Origin of the sequence: Sphingopyxis sp. Root1497 (assembly GCF_001427085.1) — a bacterium.
In the GTDB taxonomy this organism is placed as follows: Bacteria; Pseudomonadota; Alphaproteobacteria; order Sphingomonadales; family Sphingomonadaceae; genus Sphingopyxis.
The window spans coordinates 418,497-433,961 of the sequence record NZ_LMGF01000005.1; the positions used below are offsets into that span (position 1 = coordinate 418,497).

A 15,465-nucleotide genomic window follows, 5' to 3' on the forward strand; every position below is an offset into this window, starting at 1 on the left:
TTCTGCCTTCGCGATAGAGCAGGAAAGGGACGGTCATGGCCGGTCAATTGTCACTCGTCGAATCGGGGAAATCAGTGAACAGCACGGACAGGCAGAAGGCGCTCGACGCCGCCTTGGCACAAATCGATCGCGCCTTCGGCAAGGGCTCGGTGATGAAATTGGGTTCGAAGGAGACGATGCAGGTCGAAGCGATTTCGACCGGATCGCTCGGACTCGACATCGCCCTCGGCGTCGGCGGCCTGCCGCGCGGGCGCGTCATCGAAATCTACGGCCCCGAAAGCTCGGGCAAGACCACCCTCGCGCTCCACGTCCTTGCCGAGGCGCAGAAGGGCGGCGGCACCGTCGCTTTCGTCGACGCCGAACATGCGCTCGACCCGGTCTACGCCAGGAAGCTTGGCGTCAATATCGACGAACTGATCGTGTCGCAGCCCGACACTGGCGAACAGGCGCTCGAAATCGTCGACACGCTGGTGCGCTCGAACGCGATCGACGTGCTCGTCGTCGACTCGGTCGCCGCGCTCGTTCCGCGTGCCGAAATCGAGGGCGAGATGGGCGACAGCCATGTCGGCCTGCAGGCGCGCTTGATGTCGCAGTCGCTGCGCAAGCTCACCGGCTCGATCAGCCGCTCGCGCTGCATGGTGATCTTCATCAACCAGCTGCGCATGAAGATCGGCGTGATGTACGGCAACCCCGAGACAACGACGGGCGGCAACGCGCTGAAATTCTACGCTTCGGTTCGCCTCGACATCCGCCGCACCGGCCAGATCAAGAATGGCGACGAGATCGTCGGCAACACGACCCGCGTCAAGGTCGTCAAGAACAAGGTCGCACCGCCGTTCAAGCAGGTCGAATTCGACATCATGTATGGCCAGGGCATCTCCAAGATCGGCGAGATTCTCGATCTCGGCGTCAAGGCGGGCATCGTCGAGAAATCGGGCGCCTGGTTCAGCTATGATTCGATCCGCATCGGACAGGGCCGTGAGAATTCCAAAACCTTCCTCAAGGATAACCCCGAACTGATGGAACGGCTGGAAACCGCGATCCGCGGCAAGACAGACCAGGTCGCCGAGGAAATGATGGTCGGCCCCGACGACGACACCGACGACTGATAGGAATCCGGTCGGTCCGTTCCTGCGGACCGGCCGTCCAACGGCGGCGGGTTCCTTGCCCCTCAGGTTCGCAACCCTCTCGCGGACCGGCCCGCCCGCCGTTGGCCTTGCGCGGCCCCTTCGAGCGGCTACAAGCACGCCATGCCCGCGATCCGCCTCTTTGGCCTGCCCACCGACGTCAACAGCAGCTTCGAACGCGGCGCCGCCGCCGGGCCCGCCGCGATCCGCGCCCAGCTCTGGAGCGAGCGCGGCAATATGGCGAGCGAACTCGGCCCCGAACTCGGCACCGACATCGCCTTCGCCGACGACGGCGACCTCGCGCTGACCGAGGACACCGCGCGCGACGACGCGATGATCCGCCGCCACGTCGCGCTTGTGCGCGAAGATGGTGAAATTCCACTCGCCCTCGGCGGCGATCATGCCGTGACGTTCCCGCTCGTCGAGGCGGCGGCCGCTTGCTTCGGGCCGGTCAACATCCTCCATATCGACGCACATCCCGACCTCTACGACGATTTCGAGGGCAATCCGCGCAGCCACGCCTCGCCCTTCGCCCGCATCTACGATGGCGGCCATGCCGCGCGGCTGGTGCAGGTCGGCATCCGCACGCTGAACCGACACTGCCGCGAGCAGGCCGACCGCTTCGGGGTCGAGATCGTGCCGATGGCAGGTTTCACCCCCGACGCGGTGCCGGTACTCGAAGGCCCGCTCTACATCTCGATCGACATGGACGGCATCGACCCGTCGGCGGCGCCCGGCGTCGCGCATCCCGAGCCTGGCGGACTGACGGTGCGCGAACTGCTCGCCGTCCTGCACAAACAGACCGCGCCGATTATCGGCGCCGATATCGTCGAACATCATCCCGGCCGCGATACCGGCGAGCTCACCGCGATCCTCGGCGCCAAGCTGGTGCGCGAGATCGCGGCGCTGATTGATCGCAACGGGACCTACACACCATAAGAGGAGAGCGACATGAGCCTGATCGTCCACCACCTGAACAACAGCCGCTCGCAGCGCATCCTGTGGCTGCTCGAGGAACTGGGTGCGCCCTATGAAATCAAGCATTACCAGCGCGACGCGGTGACCAACCTCGCGCCGCCCGAATTGAAGGCCATTCATCCCCTCGGCAAATCGCCGTTGCTTGAAGATGCGGGGCGGGTGATCCAGGAATCGGGCGCGATCGCCGAATATCTGTGCGACAATTATGGCGGTGAGGCGCTCGTTCCAGCGCGCGGCACCGACGACCATGTCCGCCACCTCGAACTCATCCACTTCGCCGAAGGATCGGCGATGACCCCGATCCTGCTCAACATCTACCTTGGCCGGCTCGGCGACGCCGCGGCGCCGGTGAAGCCGCGGATCGATGAGCAACTCGACGCGCATTTCCGCTATCTCGACAATGAAGTGAACGACGCCGGCCATTTCATCGGCGACGGGCTGTCGGCGGCCGACATCATGCTCAGCTTCCCGGCTGAGGTTGCCGCGATGGGCGGCGCCGACCGATATCCCAAGCTGGCGGCATTCGTGGCCGCGATGCACGCACGCCCGACGTGGCAGGCGGCGCGTGCGAAGGGCGGGGCTTATTTTGTCTTCTGACCGCCTGCGCATTATTGCCACCGCCGTCCTGTTCGGCCTCGCGGTTCCGGCGGCGGCGCAATCGCCGCTGCTCGGTCCCGAGGTCGAGCGCGTCGTCAACGCCCCCGAAGGCGCAAGCTTCGTGCCGGACGCCGCCGACGAGAGTGACGCGATGGGCCGTGTCGCATCCTATACGATGGCGCTCGCGCGGCGCGATTTTGCGTCGGCCTATGCGATGTTGCGGCTGTCGTTTCAGGCGTCGAACCCGCGGCTCGAATGGGAAACCAATTTGCGCAAGCGCGAGACGCTTTGGGCCGACGGCATCATCCGCGTCCTGCGGTTGAGCTGGTATCAGGATCCGGCGGGACAGCCGCCGGGGCTCTACGCCGCCTTCGATTTTCGCGGCGACCGCGCCGACGGTACGATGGATTGCGGCTATGTCGTCGTCCACCGCGCGGCCCCGGGATCGGGCTTCACCATCGTACGCACCGACACGTCCGAGGTGCCGATCGAGATGATGGAGGATGGCATCCCCAAGGCCGAAGTCCTGCGCCAGCTGCCCTGTTATCTTGGTAAGGGGATCGCGACCGCCTTTTGACGGTACAGGTCTGAAACCCAAGCAAATTCGGCTTGCGGTGCGATATGGCGCGCGGCAAGCTTCGCGCGCCGCCGTCCGGCGGTTTCCGGTGGGGGAATGATCATGGCGGTGATGGCTCTTGCGTTGCTGGCGGCTGCGGCCGGCCAGCCTGAAATCAAGGTCGCGCCGGTGCCCGGGAAGGGCTTTGTCGCGACCGTCGCGGTGATCGACGCCGATCAATATGATCCCGTCATTGATCGCATCAAGGTGCTGGCCACTCAACGCTGCGGGGCACTCAAGGTCCGGTTTGGCCGCTATTATTTCGACAACCAGATCGACGTCGATCGCGGTGTGACGGTGATCAAGGATTTCCGTCAGAACTTCTCCTGCTACGATCCGGCGACCGATCCCTATAAGCCCGTGCCCATCGACTGGACGGCGAATGCTGTCGAGATCGGGGCGGCCACACAATTTGCGACGCGCTTTCTGAACAATCTCGACCGAGGGAATAGCGCGACGCTGGCGGGCATGATGGACCCAGCGCTCGAGGCGACCCCGGACGAAATGGCTCGCTTCAGCAAGGAAGCGAAGATGCACCAGACGGGCGCGGGACAGTTCACGGCGCGGCTCGACGGCTGGCTCAACAATCCCGAGGATGCGGCCTATCCCGGCGCCTATGCCTATTTCGCGGTTCTGAGCTCGCATCCCGGGATCGTGGGGACCTGTGGCGGGCTGCTTCTTTATCGCGTCCGCACCGGCGTCTATAACGTATCGCAATATGATGTGCGCTACGTCTCGCAGGCCTTGATCGACGAAGCCGGATATTCCGATGAGGAGCTTAATCGGCTTTGCCAGCGATAGGTTGGGGGCAAACCAACCATCATGCTTGAGAAACGCGGCGTAGCGCACTAGATCGCGCGGATGACATCGACCAACGACATTCGCCGCTCGTTCCTCGACTATTTCGCGGGGACCGGCCACCATATCGAACCGTCGGCGCCGCTGGTGCCGTACAACGACCCGACGTTGATGTTCGTCAACGCCGGGATGGTGCCGTTCAAGAATGTCTTCACCGGGCTGGAGAAGCGCCCGTACAGCACTGCGGCCTCGTCGCAGAAATGTGTCCGCGCCGGCGGCAAGCACAACGACCTCGACAATGTCGGCTTCACCGCGCGCCACCATACTTTCTTTGAAATGCTCGGGAATTTCTCCTTCGGCGACTATTTCAAGGAACAGGCGATCCACCATGCCTGGACGCTGATCACCAAGACCTGGGGCCTTGCACCCGAGCGGCTGACCGCGACCGTCTATCACACCGATGACGAGGCCTATGACCTGTGGCGCAAGATCGCGGGCCTGCCCGAGGAGCGGATCATCCGCATCGCCACCAGCGACAATTTCTGGTCGATGGGCGACACCGGGCCGTGTGGGCCGTGCAGCGAAATATTCTACGACCATGGCGACCATATCTGGGGCGGCCCGCCGGGATCGGCGGAGGAGGACGGCGACCGCTTCGTCGAAATCTGGAACCTGGTGTTCATGCAATATGACCAGCGCGGACCGGGCGACCGCATCGACCTGCCGAAGCCGAGCATCGACACCGGCATGGGGCTGGAGCGCGTTGCCGCGGTGCTGCAGGGCGTCACCGACAATTATGACACCGACACCTTCAAGGCACTGATCGCGGCGTCGGTAGATCTGACCGGCGTTCCCGCCGAGGGCGCAACGCAGGCGAGCCACCGGGTAATCGCCGATCATCTGCGCGCATCGAGCTTCCTGATCGCCGACGGGGTGCTGCCGTCGGCCGAGGGCCGCGGTTATGTGCTGCGCCGGATCATGCGGCGCGCGATGCGCCACGCGCATCTGCTCGGCGCGAAAGATCCGCTGATGTACCGGCTTCTGCCGTCGCTGACGGCCGAGATGGGCGCCGCTTATCCGGAGCTGATCCGCGCCCAGCCGCTGATCGCGGAGACGCTTGAGCGCGAGGAAACCAAGTTTCGTCAGACGCTCGACAAGGGGTTGCGGCTGCTCGACGAGGCGACCGTCGGCATGGCCGCCGGCGCGACTTTGCCCGGCGATGTCGCGTTCAAGCTCTACGACACGTTCGGCTTCCCTTACGATTTGACCGAGGATGCGCTGCGCACGCAGGATATCACGGTCGATCGCGCGGGCTTCGACGCGGCAATGGCGCAGCAGAAGGCGGCGGCGCGCGCGGCGTGGAAGGGCAGCGGGCAAAAGGCGTCGGAAGAAATCTGGTTCGATCTGGCCGAGAGCAACGGCAGCACCGAATTCACCGGTTATGGCGCGACGGTCGGCGAGGGCGAGGTGATCGCGCTCGTCAAGGATGGCGTGCAGGTCAATGAGGCGAAGGCGGGCGACGAACTGGTCGTGCTGACCAACCAGACGCCCTTCTATGGCGAAAGCGGCGGCCAGATGGGCGACAGCGGCACGATCGCGACGCTCGGCGGCGCGGCGGCGACGGTGAGCGATACGAGCAAGCCGCTCGGGCGATTGCACGCGCATCAGGCGAAGCTGGAGAGCGGGACGCTGAAGGTCGGCGACACCGTGCAACTGACCGTCGATGCGGCGCGGCGGGACCGCATTCGCGCCAACCACAGCGCGACGCATCTGCTGCACGCGGCGCTGCGCAATCGGCTCGGCGGGCATGTGACGCAGAAGGGGAGCTTGGTCGCCGAGGACCGCTTCCGCTTCGACTTTTCGCATCCCAAGGCGTTGACGAGCGACGAGATCGCCGACGTCGAGGCGGATGTGAACGCGCAGATCCGCGGCAATGAAGCGGTGACGACGCGGTTGATGACCCCTGACGATGCGGTCGCGGCGGGGGCGTTGGCGCTGTTCGGAGAGAAATATGGCGACGAGGTGCGCGTGCTCTCCATGGGGGCGGCGGACGATCATCATTATTCGGTCGAGCTGTGCGGCGGGACGCATGTGCGGGCGCTCGGCGATATCGCTTTGCTCAAGATCGTCGGCGAATCGGCGGTGTCGTCGGGCGTGCGGCGCATCGAGGCGCTAACGGGCGATGCTGCGCGTGTCTGGCTGAATGGCCGCGACGAGGCGCTGAAGGCGGCGGCAGCGGCGCTCAAGACCTCGCCCGACGATGTGCCGGCGCGCGTTGCGGCGCTCGCCGAGCAATTGAAGAAGGCCGAGCGCGAACTGGCCGACGCGAAGAAGGCGCTCGCCCTTGGCGGTTCTGGCGGCGGCGGTGTCGCGGCGGGGCCGGCGGTCGAGCAAATCGGTGATACCGCCTTCCTCGCGCAGGTCGTCGAGGGGCTCGATCCCAAGGAACTGCGCGGTACGGTCGATGGCTTGAAGAAGCAGGTCGGCAGTGGTGTGGCGATGCTGGTTGCGGTTAACGACGGGCGCGCTTCGGTTGCGGTGGGCGTGACTGAGGGCGTAGTCCACAATGCCGTCGATCTGGTCAAGCTCGCGGTCGCTGCGCTGGGCGGGCAGGGCGGAGGCGGGCGGCCCGACATGGCGCAGGGCGGCGGTCCCGACGGCGCTGCCGCCGATGCCGCGGTCGCGGCCGTTAGAGCCGCGCTCGCTTGAAACCGACCAAGAAGACGCGGCGTACCGATCATGCCGAACGGCTGATCGCCGCGCCGTTGGTCGATGTGTTTGCCGCCTTCACCAGCGAGGCGAAGCTGGCGCGCTGGTTGCCGCCCGAGGGCGCGACGGGGACGTTCGAGCATATCGACTTGAGCGCCGGCGGCGGCTTTCTGATGCGGCTGACGTTCGACGACGCCGATGTCGAGACCAAGAGCGACGACGAGAGCGATGTCGTCGAGGTATATATTCCGGTGCTCGACGACGGGCGGCTTGTCGTCTGGGAGGTCGAGTTCGTGTCGGACGATCCGCGCTTTTCCGGCACGATGGCGATGCATTGGTATCTGTCGCGCCAGAGCGGCGGCACGCTGGTGACGATCGATGCGCATCATGTGCCGCCGGGGATTTCGGCGAAAGACCATCTGGAGGGGCTGAATTCCTCACTGGCGAATCTGGCGCGAGTGGTCGAGGGATAACGACACCATAGAAATCCCGTTCGCATCGAGCGAAGTCGAGATGCCTCGAAAGTGCGGCACCCGACGGGTGTCTCGACTTCGCTCGACACGAACCGGATTTGAGGTGGGCTTTGCCGTTTTTAGCTCTCCACCCCTCTCGCCTTCCCCCACGCCCGCGCGGCGGTATAGCCCAGATACCCCGTACCGAAGAGCGCGTAGAGCGGTTCGGGGATGCCGGCGAGATAGGCGTTCATACCCTCGGCGATGCCCTTTGCCATCTCGGGCCGCGCCGCGGCGATCAGGCCCATCGGGATCGCCCACAGCAACAGCGCATACATGACATAGAGGAAACTCGGCCGCGCGCGGCTGGTCCACGGGTCGGCGCTGTTCGCCTCGGCGACGATCGCGGTCATCTGGGTGCGGATCGCTTCCATTTCCTGTGTGCCCTCGAGCTTGAGCAGTTCGAGCTTGGCGCGGTCGCGGGCTTCGGGGTCGGGGATGATCTTGTCGATCAACTTGGCGATCGGGCCGATCAGGCCTTCGATGATGCTCATGACGTCATTTCCTTTTTGCTAGAGAATCCTCACAACTTCACACTGAATCGACATGGTCTCGAAAGGTCAGTCCGACCCGATACGGTTCGCCAGCCAGCCGTAGAGAAAGGCCTCCTGGCTGGGGCGGCGTTCAGCGAGCGCGATGTAGCGTTCGCCCTGCAGCGCCTCCATCGCGCGTAGCAGCACCGTCTCGCCGCCCGCGCCGCGCACCCGGAGGAAGGCATCGAGCGCGGCGAGGGTGCGCGGGCCGACCTCGCGATCGACCGCGACGTCGGGATAGTCGCGCGCCGAACGGTTCAAGGCGTTGAGCGCGCGCTGCAGAAAGCCGGTCGCGGTTCCGGTGCCCATGTTGACGCCGGTATCGAACAGTTCGGCGGCGACCGCAGGCGCGCGGTGGGCGACCCGGTCATAAGCGGGGCGCTGCCAATAGAGGCGGCGGTAGATCGACACGGCCTCCTCGCGCGGCAGGCCGCGCATGTCGCCGCCATAACCCTGCGCGTGGGCGACGGCTTCGGTGATTCCCCAGCACGTCGCGCCGCCGCGATCGGCGGAGTGGTTTACATAACCGCCTTCGCGGTCGATGACGGCATCGATCATCGCGTCGGCGTCGAAAGACGGTCTTTGTGGTCTGGGCATGAGTCGCATCTCCGGTTTGTTGAACGGACAAAACGAACCATATTGGAATAAAATAGGAAAGGCTTTTCTCCATGCAGGCTTTGCAGGTCAGGGAATTGGCGGAAAATCATGGTGGCTGCGGGCTGGTCGACCTGGCCGTCCCCGAACCGGGGCCGGGCGAGGTGCGGGTGCGAGTGCGCGCGGCGGCGGTGAATTTCCCCGACCTGCTGATGACGCGCGGGGCGTATCAGTTGAAACCCGACCTGCCGTTCGTGCCGGGGCTGGAATTCGCCGGCGAAGTCGACGCGCTGGGCGAGGGGGTTTTGCGCTGGTCGGTCGGCGACGCGGTGATCGGCGGCAACCGTTTCGGGGCGATGGCAGACTATGTCGTGGTGCCGGCGGCGGCCCTGCGCGCCAAACCCGGACGGCTGTCGTGGGAGGAGGCCGCAGCCTATGGCGTGGCGTATCTGACCGCCTATGTCGCGCTCGTTCGCTGCGCGCGGGTCGAAGCGGGCGAAACGGTGCTGGTGCACGGCGCGGCGGGCGGGGTCGGTCTGGCGACGGTCGATTTGGGCAAGGCGCTGGGCGCGCAGGTGATCGCGGCGGCGAGCAGTGCGGAGAAGCGCGCGGCGCTGGCCGAATATTATGCGCCCGACGCGGTGATCGCGGCCGATCCGGGCTTTCGCGACGAGGTCAAGGCGCTGACCGGCGGGCGCGGCGCCGACGTGATCTTCGATCCCGTGGGGGGCGATATATTCGACGAATCGACCCGCTGCATCGCGTTCGGCGGGCGGCTGCTGGTGATCGGCTTCGCATCGGGGCGCATCCCCGAGGTGTCGGTCAATATGCCGTTGATCAAGGGCTTTTCGGTCGTCGGGGTGCGTGCGGGCGAATATGGCCGCCGGTTCCCGGCGCGCGGTGCCGAGAATATCGCGGCGATCGATGCGCTAGCCGCCGAGGGACGAATCCGGCCGCATGTCCATGCCGCGCTGGCCCTCGCTGACTGGCGCGAGGGCTTTGCGATGCTCGAACGGCGCGCGGTGGTGGGGAAGGTCGTCCTGATCCCCTAACGCCTGACCGACGAAGCGCCGTGCAATCGCGGCGGCCCGAATCCTTACGATATGGTCTTGTGGCGGTCCGACCTTCATAGCGGCGCCGGGGCTCTCCGGCGGAAACGCCGCTACCTATCCGAGAGGAAATGACGTGAAGACATTGCTTATGATCGCCGCACCGCTGGCGCTGGCCATCCCGGCCGCCTATGCGGCGGAACCGGCTCCCAATGGCGACGCCCTGTTCGCCAGGATGGATGCCAATGGCGACGGCAAGATCGACAAGGCCGAACTGACGAAAGCGGCCGAAGCGCAGGCCGCGAAGAAGGGCGACACCGCGCCCGTCGACACAGCGAAGATCGACGAGATGATCAAGCGGATCGACACCAACGGCGATGGCGCCGTCGACAAGGCCGAGATGGACGCGATGCGCAACGCGCATGCCGCCGGCGGCGACGCGAAGCACTGATGACGGAAAGGCGGCGCCGGCCCTGAGGGGACGGCGCCGCCCGTCCTATTCGCGCGGCTTTCCTTTGGGATGGTCGGCGAGCTCGTTCAATATCGTCACCAGTTCGTCGTGCGGTCGCGAACCGGGCGCGCTCATCGCGGCGACCGAATTAGCCTCGGTCAAGCGGTTGAGCCGGGCGAGCAACCGGACGCGTCGGCGCCGGGTCAGCTTGGTCTCTGTCGCATTCCAGCGAAAGAATATCCGGCGCAGTTCGCCATGCCCGAACAGATTGTCGAGTTCGTGGATCGTGACATAAAGCAGGAAGAGCAGCATCAGCCAGACCTGGATGAACAGGAAACGGCTCCAGCTGAAATGATCGACGAGATAGGGCAGGAAGCCGCCGGGGGTCCCGTGCTCGATCACATAATGGACCAGCGCTTCGGCCAGGCGAACGAGGAAGACGCACAGCCAGTAGATTGCGCTTTTGAAAAGGATCGGCTGGATCAGCGGCGCGCCGTCGAAGCGCGCCATGAAACGGATGCTGTCGGTGACCAGCACCGCCTTGCCCACAAGCAGAGCGGCGATGGTCGCGGTGGCAAATCCCTTCACGTCGATGCCATGTTCGGCGAGCGCGAGCCGCGTGGTTCCTAAAATCAGGTTGAAGCCGACGAAGAAGAACAGCGTCGGCGGCGCCATGTGCCGGACGAGCTTCAACCAGCCGGCGAACGCGCGCCCGATCAGCGATCGCCGTGCGGCGCTCGATGGCTCCGTCACAGGCTCGCTCCGGGACCCGCTTCCCGGATCATGGACTGGAAATATCCCATCGCACGCCCCTGCTGGCTCCCCCGCCAATAAAGCGGTGCTGTTTCAGACCGGCCGAAGCCAGCTTGCCATCGACAGGAGCCGATGCGCAAGCGTTTCGCGGCAATCAAGCCGTCATTTCCGGAAAGTCCCGCCTTGGTTGCGGTTTGAATTGGTCGGGACGAGAGGATTCGAACCTCCGACCCCCACACCCCCAGTGTGATGCGCTACCAGGCTGCGCTACGTCCCGACCGGCCCGATTGGGCAGGCGAGGCCCCTAGCGCGGCTTGGTCGGCGATGCAAGCGGAGAGGCGAGGGCAATGCAATATCGTCGCGGCGCCTTGAACTCGCTTGGCGGCGCCCCATTTCCGCCCTGCTTGCCGCGGGGGACGGCTTGCGGCGCCGGTTGCACGCCGCGCCCCCGCGTGATAGGCGCCGCGCCATTATCTTGCGCGCCTGTCCCGGGTGGGGATGGCGCTGCATCGAACGGAAAGTTTTTCATTCATGTCGACGACATTGCTTCTGTCCCAGGCGGCCGGAACCGGGGGAGCCGCCTTCCCCTTCGCACAGCTTATCCCGATGGTCCTGATCTTCGTCGTGTTCTGGTTCTTCCTGATCCGCCCGCAACAGGTGCGGATGAAGGATCATCGTGCGAAGATCGCGGCGGTGAAGCCGCGCGACCAGGTGGTGACCGGCGGCGGCATCGTCGGCAAGGTGACGCGCGTGGACGATGACTTCGCCGACGTGGAAATCGCGCAAGGGGTGAAGATCAAGGTCGTCAAGGCGACCCTGTCCGACGTCCTGCAGCCCGGCGGCAAACCCGCCAACGATTGATCCGGCGGGTTGCGCGCCGCGCGACCCCGCACCCAAGTTATCGGACCAAAAACATGCTCGATTTCCCGCGCTGGAAGACCGTTGGCATCAGCATCATCCTGCTGCTCGGCATCCTGTTCTCTATCCCCAGCTTTCTGCCGCAAAAGACCGTCGACCAGTTGCCCGGCTTTGCGCAGATCAAGGTCAATCTGGGCCTCGACCTTGCCGGCGGTAGCCACCTGTTGCTCGAAGCCGACCTTGCCGACCTCAACAAAACGCAGCTCGCCAACATGGAAAAGACGGTGCGCGCGGCGATGCGCGGCGAGCGCGGCCCCGACGACGATATCGCGATCGGCGATTTCAAGGCGTCGGGCAGCACGATCAGTTTCCTGATCCGCGACCAGAAGCAACTCGACGACGCGCGCGACCGGCTGGCCAAGGAAACGCAGGGCGCGGGTATGACCGGCCAGCGCGACTGGCGCGTCGATGTCGTCGACACGACGCGAATCGTCATGACGATGACCGCGGCCGGGCGCGACCAGGCGGTCGCCCGCGCGATGGAATCGGCGCGCGACATCGTCGACAAGCGCGTCAACGAACTGGGCACGCGCGAACCGACGATCATTCGCGAAGGCAACGACCGCATCGTGGTGCAGGTCCCCGGCCTGCAGGATCCGAAGGCGCTCAAGGACCTGCTCGGGCAGACCGCGCGGCTCGAATTCCGCATGGTCGATCCGAATGGCGGTGTCGGTCCCAATGGCGCGGCCAATGTCCCGGTCGGCAGCGAACTCGTTCCCTATGCACCCGGCGAGGGTGGCGGTGCCCCGGGTGAGGTGCTGCGTCGCCAGGTGATGATCAGCGGCGACCAGCTGATCAGCGCCAAGCAGGATTTCAACCAGCAGCAGATGCCGGCGGTGTCGCTGCGCTTCGATTCGGCGGGGTCCAATACCTTCGCGCGCGTCACTGGCCAGAATGTCGGCAAGCGCTTTGCGATGGTACTCGACGGCAAGGTGCTGTCAGCACCGTCGATCAACGAACCGATTCTGGGCGGCAGCGCGCAGATTTCAGGCAATTTCACCGTACAGTCGGCGAACCAGCTCGCGATCGCGCTGAGTTCGGGTTCGCTGCCGGTCAAGCTCGACGTCGTCGAGGAACGCACGGTCACGCCCGAACTGGGCGCCGATTCGATCCGCAAGGGCGCCATCGCCGGGATCATCGCGACCGTTTCGGTGCTGGTGCTGATGCTCGTCGTCTATGGCCGCTTCGGCGTCTATGCGAACATCGCGCTCGCGTTCAACGTGTTCCTGATCATCGCCATCATGGCCGCGTTCAATGCGACGCTGACCTTGCCCGGCATCGCCGGTTTCGTGTTGACGATCGGCGCCGCGGTCGATGCCAACGTGCTGATCAACGAACGAATACGCGAGGAGTTGAAACGCGGGCGGCGGACCTTCCAGGCGGTCGAGCTGGGCTATACCGAGGCAAGCCGCGCCATTTTCGACGCCAACGTCACCAACGTCATCGCCGCGGCGCTGATGTTCTGGTTCGGTACGGGTCCGATCAAGGGCTTCGCGGTCGTGCTGACGATCGGCATCGTCACCAGCGTCTTCACCGCCGTCACCGTCACCCGCATGTTCGTCGCCCATTGGCTACGGTCGGCGCGTCCGACGTCGATCAACATTTAAGGGAGCGAAAACGATGCGCTTGCTCAAACTCGTCCCCGACGACACCAACATCGACTTCCTGCAGTGGCGGAAAGTCGCCTCCTTCATGAGCTTTTTCCTGGTGGTCGTGTCGATCGCGCTGGTCGCGGTCAAAGGCCTGAACCTCGGGGTCGACTTTGTCGGGGGCCAGTCGGTCCGCGTCGAATTCAAGCAGGAAATGCCGCCGATCGACGAAATTCGCGAGAAGGTCGCCACGATCGGCCTTGGCGAGCCGACGATCCAGCAATTCGGGTCGGACAAGGCGATATCGATCCGCACCGCGCTGCCCGAGGGCGACAAGGCGACGGCCGACCGCGCGGGCGAACAGCTTGTCGCAGGAATCGCGAAGGCCTTTCCCACCGCCAAGACGGGTGCGGTCGAAACCGTGTCGGGCAAGGTGTCGGGGGAATTGCTGCGGACCGGCGCGATGAGCCTGGCGCTCGCGGTGCTGGGCATCTCGATCTACATCTGGATCCGCTTCGAGTGGCAGTTCGGGGTCGGCGCGCTCGGCCGCCTGTTCCACGAGGTGTCGCTGACCTTCGGACTGTTTGCGGTGACGCAGATGCAGTTCGACCTGAACAGCGTCGCGGCGCTGCTGACCATCGTCGGCTATTCGCTCAACGACACCATCGTCGTTTATGACCGTATCCGCGAAAATCTGAAGAAGTACCGGAAGATGGAGATCATTCCGCTTCTGAACCTCAGCATCAACGAGACGCTGTCGCGCACGGTGATGACCACGTTGGCGATGGTGCTGGCGCTCGGCATGCTGCTGATCTTCGGTCCCGACGTGATCTTCGGCTTCACCGCGGCGATGCTGTTCGGCGTGTTCATCGGCGGCTATTCGTCGGTGCTGATGTCGACCCCGGTGCTGGTGTGGCTGAAGGTCGGCCCCGACAGTTTCGTACCGCGCACCACGTCGGGCATCGGCGGCGGCGAGCGTATCGAGCGCAAGGACGACGGCGCGGTCGTCTGAGTGTCGCTCGTCCTGAGGAAACCAGAGGGGGGCTTCGGCCCCCCTTATTTTTGCGCGCAGCGGCGCAGGTGGTCGGCGAGTTCGCGGCCGTTGCGGTCCCAGTCGAAGCGGCCTGCGAGCGTCGCGGCGACGTCCTGCGGCGTCGGCGGGGCGGCGAGGATTGCTGTTACCGCTTCCGCAATGGCCGCGGGGGTGCGCGCGACGACGCGCCCCGCGACCGGCGAGGTGACGAGTTCGGCGGCGCCGCCGGCGTCGCTGATCACGATCGGGGTGCCGCAGGCGAGCGCCTCGACCCATGCGTTGGCGAGACCCTCGCTGGTCGAAGGCATCACGACGACATCGGCGGCGCGGTAGAGTTCCGGCAGGTCGGCATTGGCGACGGGGCCGCGGAAATGGACGCGGTCGGCGACGCCGAGCCGCTGGGCCAGCGCGCGATAGCGGGCTTCCTCTTCCCCCGTGCCGGCGAGCCAATAATGGATCCCGGGCAGCATGGGCAGGGCGTCGATCACCAGCGCTTGCCCCTTGCGCGGGATCAGCGCGCCGACGGCGAGGATGACGGGGGCATCGTCCATGCCGAGCGCGGCGCGCGCGGCGGCGCGGTCGCCGGGGGCGAAGCGGGCGCTGTCGACGCCGGTATAGTGGACGGCGATCCTGGCGGGATCGATTCCGATCGCGGCCATGTCGCGGCGCATCGCGTCTGAGACGGCGAGCAGGCCGGCGGCCTTGTCGGCGGCCGCGATCAGCTGCGGCGCGGTCGCCGGGGCATGGCCGAAATGGCTGATATCGGCACCGCGCGCCTTGATCGAGAAGGGCAGGTCGAGCGCCGCTGCGACGCGCATCGCGGCGGGGCCGTCGGGGTAGAAAAATTGCGCATCGACGACGTCGAAGGACTGGTCGCGGGCGGCGCGAAGCACCGCACGCGCGATCTTCGCCGGGTTGAAGCGCGAACCGACTTTCGGAAGCAGCGTGAAGCGCGGGCGGTGGACGGTGAGGCCGTTCCAATCCTCGTGAAGCGGCAGGTCGCGCAGCGCGCGGTAGCGTGGATGGAGCGACAGCGGGAAGGGCGGCAGGCCAACTGGGGCGACGATGGTGAGGGCGATGCCGGGTTGCGCCGTGAGGGCGCGCAGGCTCTTTTCGACGAACAGCCCGAAGTTGGGGCGCGCGGCGTCGGGGAAAAGCGTCGCGATCGACAGGATGCGGAGGGGAGTCACCCCGTCATTCCCACCATG

General features: G+C 65.5%; 16 protein-coding genes and 1 tRNA gene. 12 read left to right on the forward strand and 5 right to left on the reverse strand.

All coding sequences use genetic code 11. The annotated features are described in order from the left end of the window. The first annotated feature begins 35 nt into the window (after positions 1 to 35). From recA to ASD67_RS16490, 7 genes are all read left to right on the forward strand, one after another. Positions 36 to 1,109 carry a recombinase RecA gene (gene recA, locus ASD67_RS16460; protein WP_056349659.1) on the forward strand — a complete coding sequence of 358 codons (1,074 nt, stop codon included), beginning with the start codon at positions 36 to 38 and terminating at the stop codon, positions 1,107 to 1,109. Positions 1,110 to 1,250: 141 nt separating this feature from the next. Beyond that, the gene (speB, locus tag ASD67_RS16465; protein WP_056349661.1) at positions 1,251 to 2,066 is read left to right on the forward strand and encodes an agmatinase; all 816 of its coding nucleotides are present in this window, start codon (positions 1,251 to 1,253) and stop codon (positions 2,064 to 2,066) included. 12 nt (positions 2,067 to 2,078) lie between these two features. Continuing rightward, complete coding sequence (locus tag ASD67_RS16470; protein ID WP_056349664.1) at positions 2,079 to 2,702, forward strand: glutathione S-transferase family protein; 624 nt, start codon at positions 2,079 to 2,081, stop codon at positions 2,700 to 2,702. Then, positions 2,692 to 3,279 (forward strand): hypothetical protein, encoded by a 588-nt coding sequence (locus tag ASD67_RS16475; RefSeq protein ID WP_056349669.1) that lies wholly within the window; start codon positions 2,692 to 2,694, stop codon positions 3,277 to 3,279. The genes ASD67_RS16470 and ASD67_RS16475 overlap by 11 nt, the downstream gene beginning before the upstream one ends. Positions 3,280 to 3,375: 96 nt before the next feature. Further along, complete coding sequence (locus ASD67_RS16480) at positions 3,376 to 4,119, forward strand: hypothetical protein (RefSeq protein ID WP_156377748.1); 744 nt, start codon at positions 3,376 to 3,378, stop codon at positions 4,117 to 4,119. 60 nt (positions 4,120 to 4,179) lie between these two features. Further along, the gene (gene alaS / locus ASD67_RS16485; RefSeq protein WP_056349675.1) at positions 4,180 to 6,825 is read left to right on the forward strand and encodes an alanine--tRNA ligase; all 2,646 of its coding nucleotides are present in this window, start codon (positions 4,180 to 4,182) and stop codon (positions 6,823 to 6,825) included. Further along, a complete protein-coding gene (locus ASD67_RS16490; RefSeq protein ID WP_056349677.1) occupies positions 6,822 to 7,298 on the forward strand; it encodes an SRPBCC family protein in 477 nt (158 codons plus the stop codon). The genes alaS and ASD67_RS16490 overlap by 4 nt, the downstream gene beginning before the upstream one ends. A 119-nt stretch (positions 7,299 to 7,417) precedes the next feature. Here ASD67_RS16490 and ASD67_RS16495 read toward each other — a convergent pair whose 3' ends face one another. Together ASD67_RS16495 and ASD67_RS16500 are read right to left on the reverse strand one after the other, a co-directional pair. Beyond that, positions 7,418 to 7,831 carry a holin family protein gene (locus ASD67_RS16495; RefSeq protein ID WP_056349680.1) on the reverse strand — a complete coding sequence of 138 codons (414 nt, stop codon included), beginning with the start codon at positions 7,829 to 7,831 and terminating at the stop codon, positions 7,418 to 7,420. Between the two features lie 66 nt (positions 7,832 to 7,897). Further along, positions 7,898 to 8,428: a glycoside hydrolase family 108 protein gene (locus ASD67_RS16500; protein WP_235535707.1), complete on the reverse strand. Its 531-nt coding sequence runs from the start codon at positions 8,426 to 8,428 to the stop codon at positions 7,898 to 7,900. Positions 8,429 to 8,538: 110 nt separating this feature from the next. Between ASD67_RS16500 and ASD67_RS16505 the strand changes: the two genes are divergently transcribed. After that, positions 8,539 to 9,516 carry an NADPH:quinone oxidoreductase family protein gene (locus ASD67_RS16505; RefSeq protein ID WP_056349687.1) on the forward strand — a complete coding sequence of 326 codons (978 nt, stop codon included), beginning with the start codon at positions 8,539 to 8,541 and terminating at the stop codon, positions 9,514 to 9,516. 133 nt (positions 9,517 to 9,649) lie between these two features. Then, positions 9,650 to 9,964 (forward strand): EF-hand domain-containing protein, encoded by a 315-nt coding sequence (locus ASD67_RS16510; protein ID WP_156377749.1) that lies wholly within the window; start codon positions 9,650 to 9,652, stop codon positions 9,962 to 9,964. Positions 9,965 to 10,009: 45 nt separating this feature from the next. Here the strand turns inward: ASD67_RS16510 and ASD67_RS16515 are convergent, their stop codons facing one another. Next, a complete protein-coding gene (locus tag ASD67_RS16515) occupies positions 10,010 to 10,717 on the reverse strand; it encodes a hypothetical protein (RefSeq protein ID WP_056349693.1) in 708 nt (235 codons plus the stop codon). A gap of 200 nt (positions 10,718 to 10,917) precedes the next feature. Then, positions 10,918 to 10,994 (reverse strand) — tRNA-Pro (locus ASD67_RS16520). A 221-nt stretch (positions 10,995 to 11,215) separates the two neighbouring features. Here ASD67_RS16520 and yajC point away from each other — a divergent pair. Genes yajC through secF form a run of 3 tightly spaced genes read left to right on the forward strand, consistent with a single transcriptional unit; the run spans position 11,216 to position 14,236 of the window. Then, positions 11,216 to 11,578, forward strand: coding sequence for a preprotein translocase subunit YajC (gene yajC / locus ASD67_RS16525; RefSeq protein WP_235535793.1), 363 nt, complete (start codon positions 11,216 to 11,218; stop codon positions 11,576 to 11,578). A 53-nt stretch (positions 11,579 to 11,631) separates the two neighbouring features. Beyond that, positions 11,632 to 13,242: a protein translocase subunit SecD gene (secD, locus tag ASD67_RS16530; protein ID WP_056352039.1), complete on the forward strand. Its 1,611-nt coding sequence runs from the start codon at positions 11,632 to 11,634 to the stop codon at positions 13,240 to 13,242. Between the two features lie 13 nt (positions 13,243 to 13,255). Continuing rightward, on the forward strand, positions 13,256 to 14,236 hold the full coding sequence (gene secF, locus ASD67_RS16535; protein ID WP_056349696.1) for a protein translocase subunit SecF: 981 nt from the start codon (positions 13,256 to 13,258) through the stop codon (positions 14,234 to 14,236). A 44-nt stretch (positions 14,237 to 14,280) separates the two neighbouring features. Here secF and ASD67_RS16540 read toward each other — a convergent pair whose 3' ends face one another. Then, positions 14,281 to 15,447, reverse strand: coding sequence for a glycosyltransferase (locus ASD67_RS16540; protein WP_056349699.1), 1,167 nt, complete (start codon positions 15,445 to 15,447; stop codon positions 14,281 to 14,283). Positions 15,448 to 15,465: the final 18 nt, after the last annotated feature.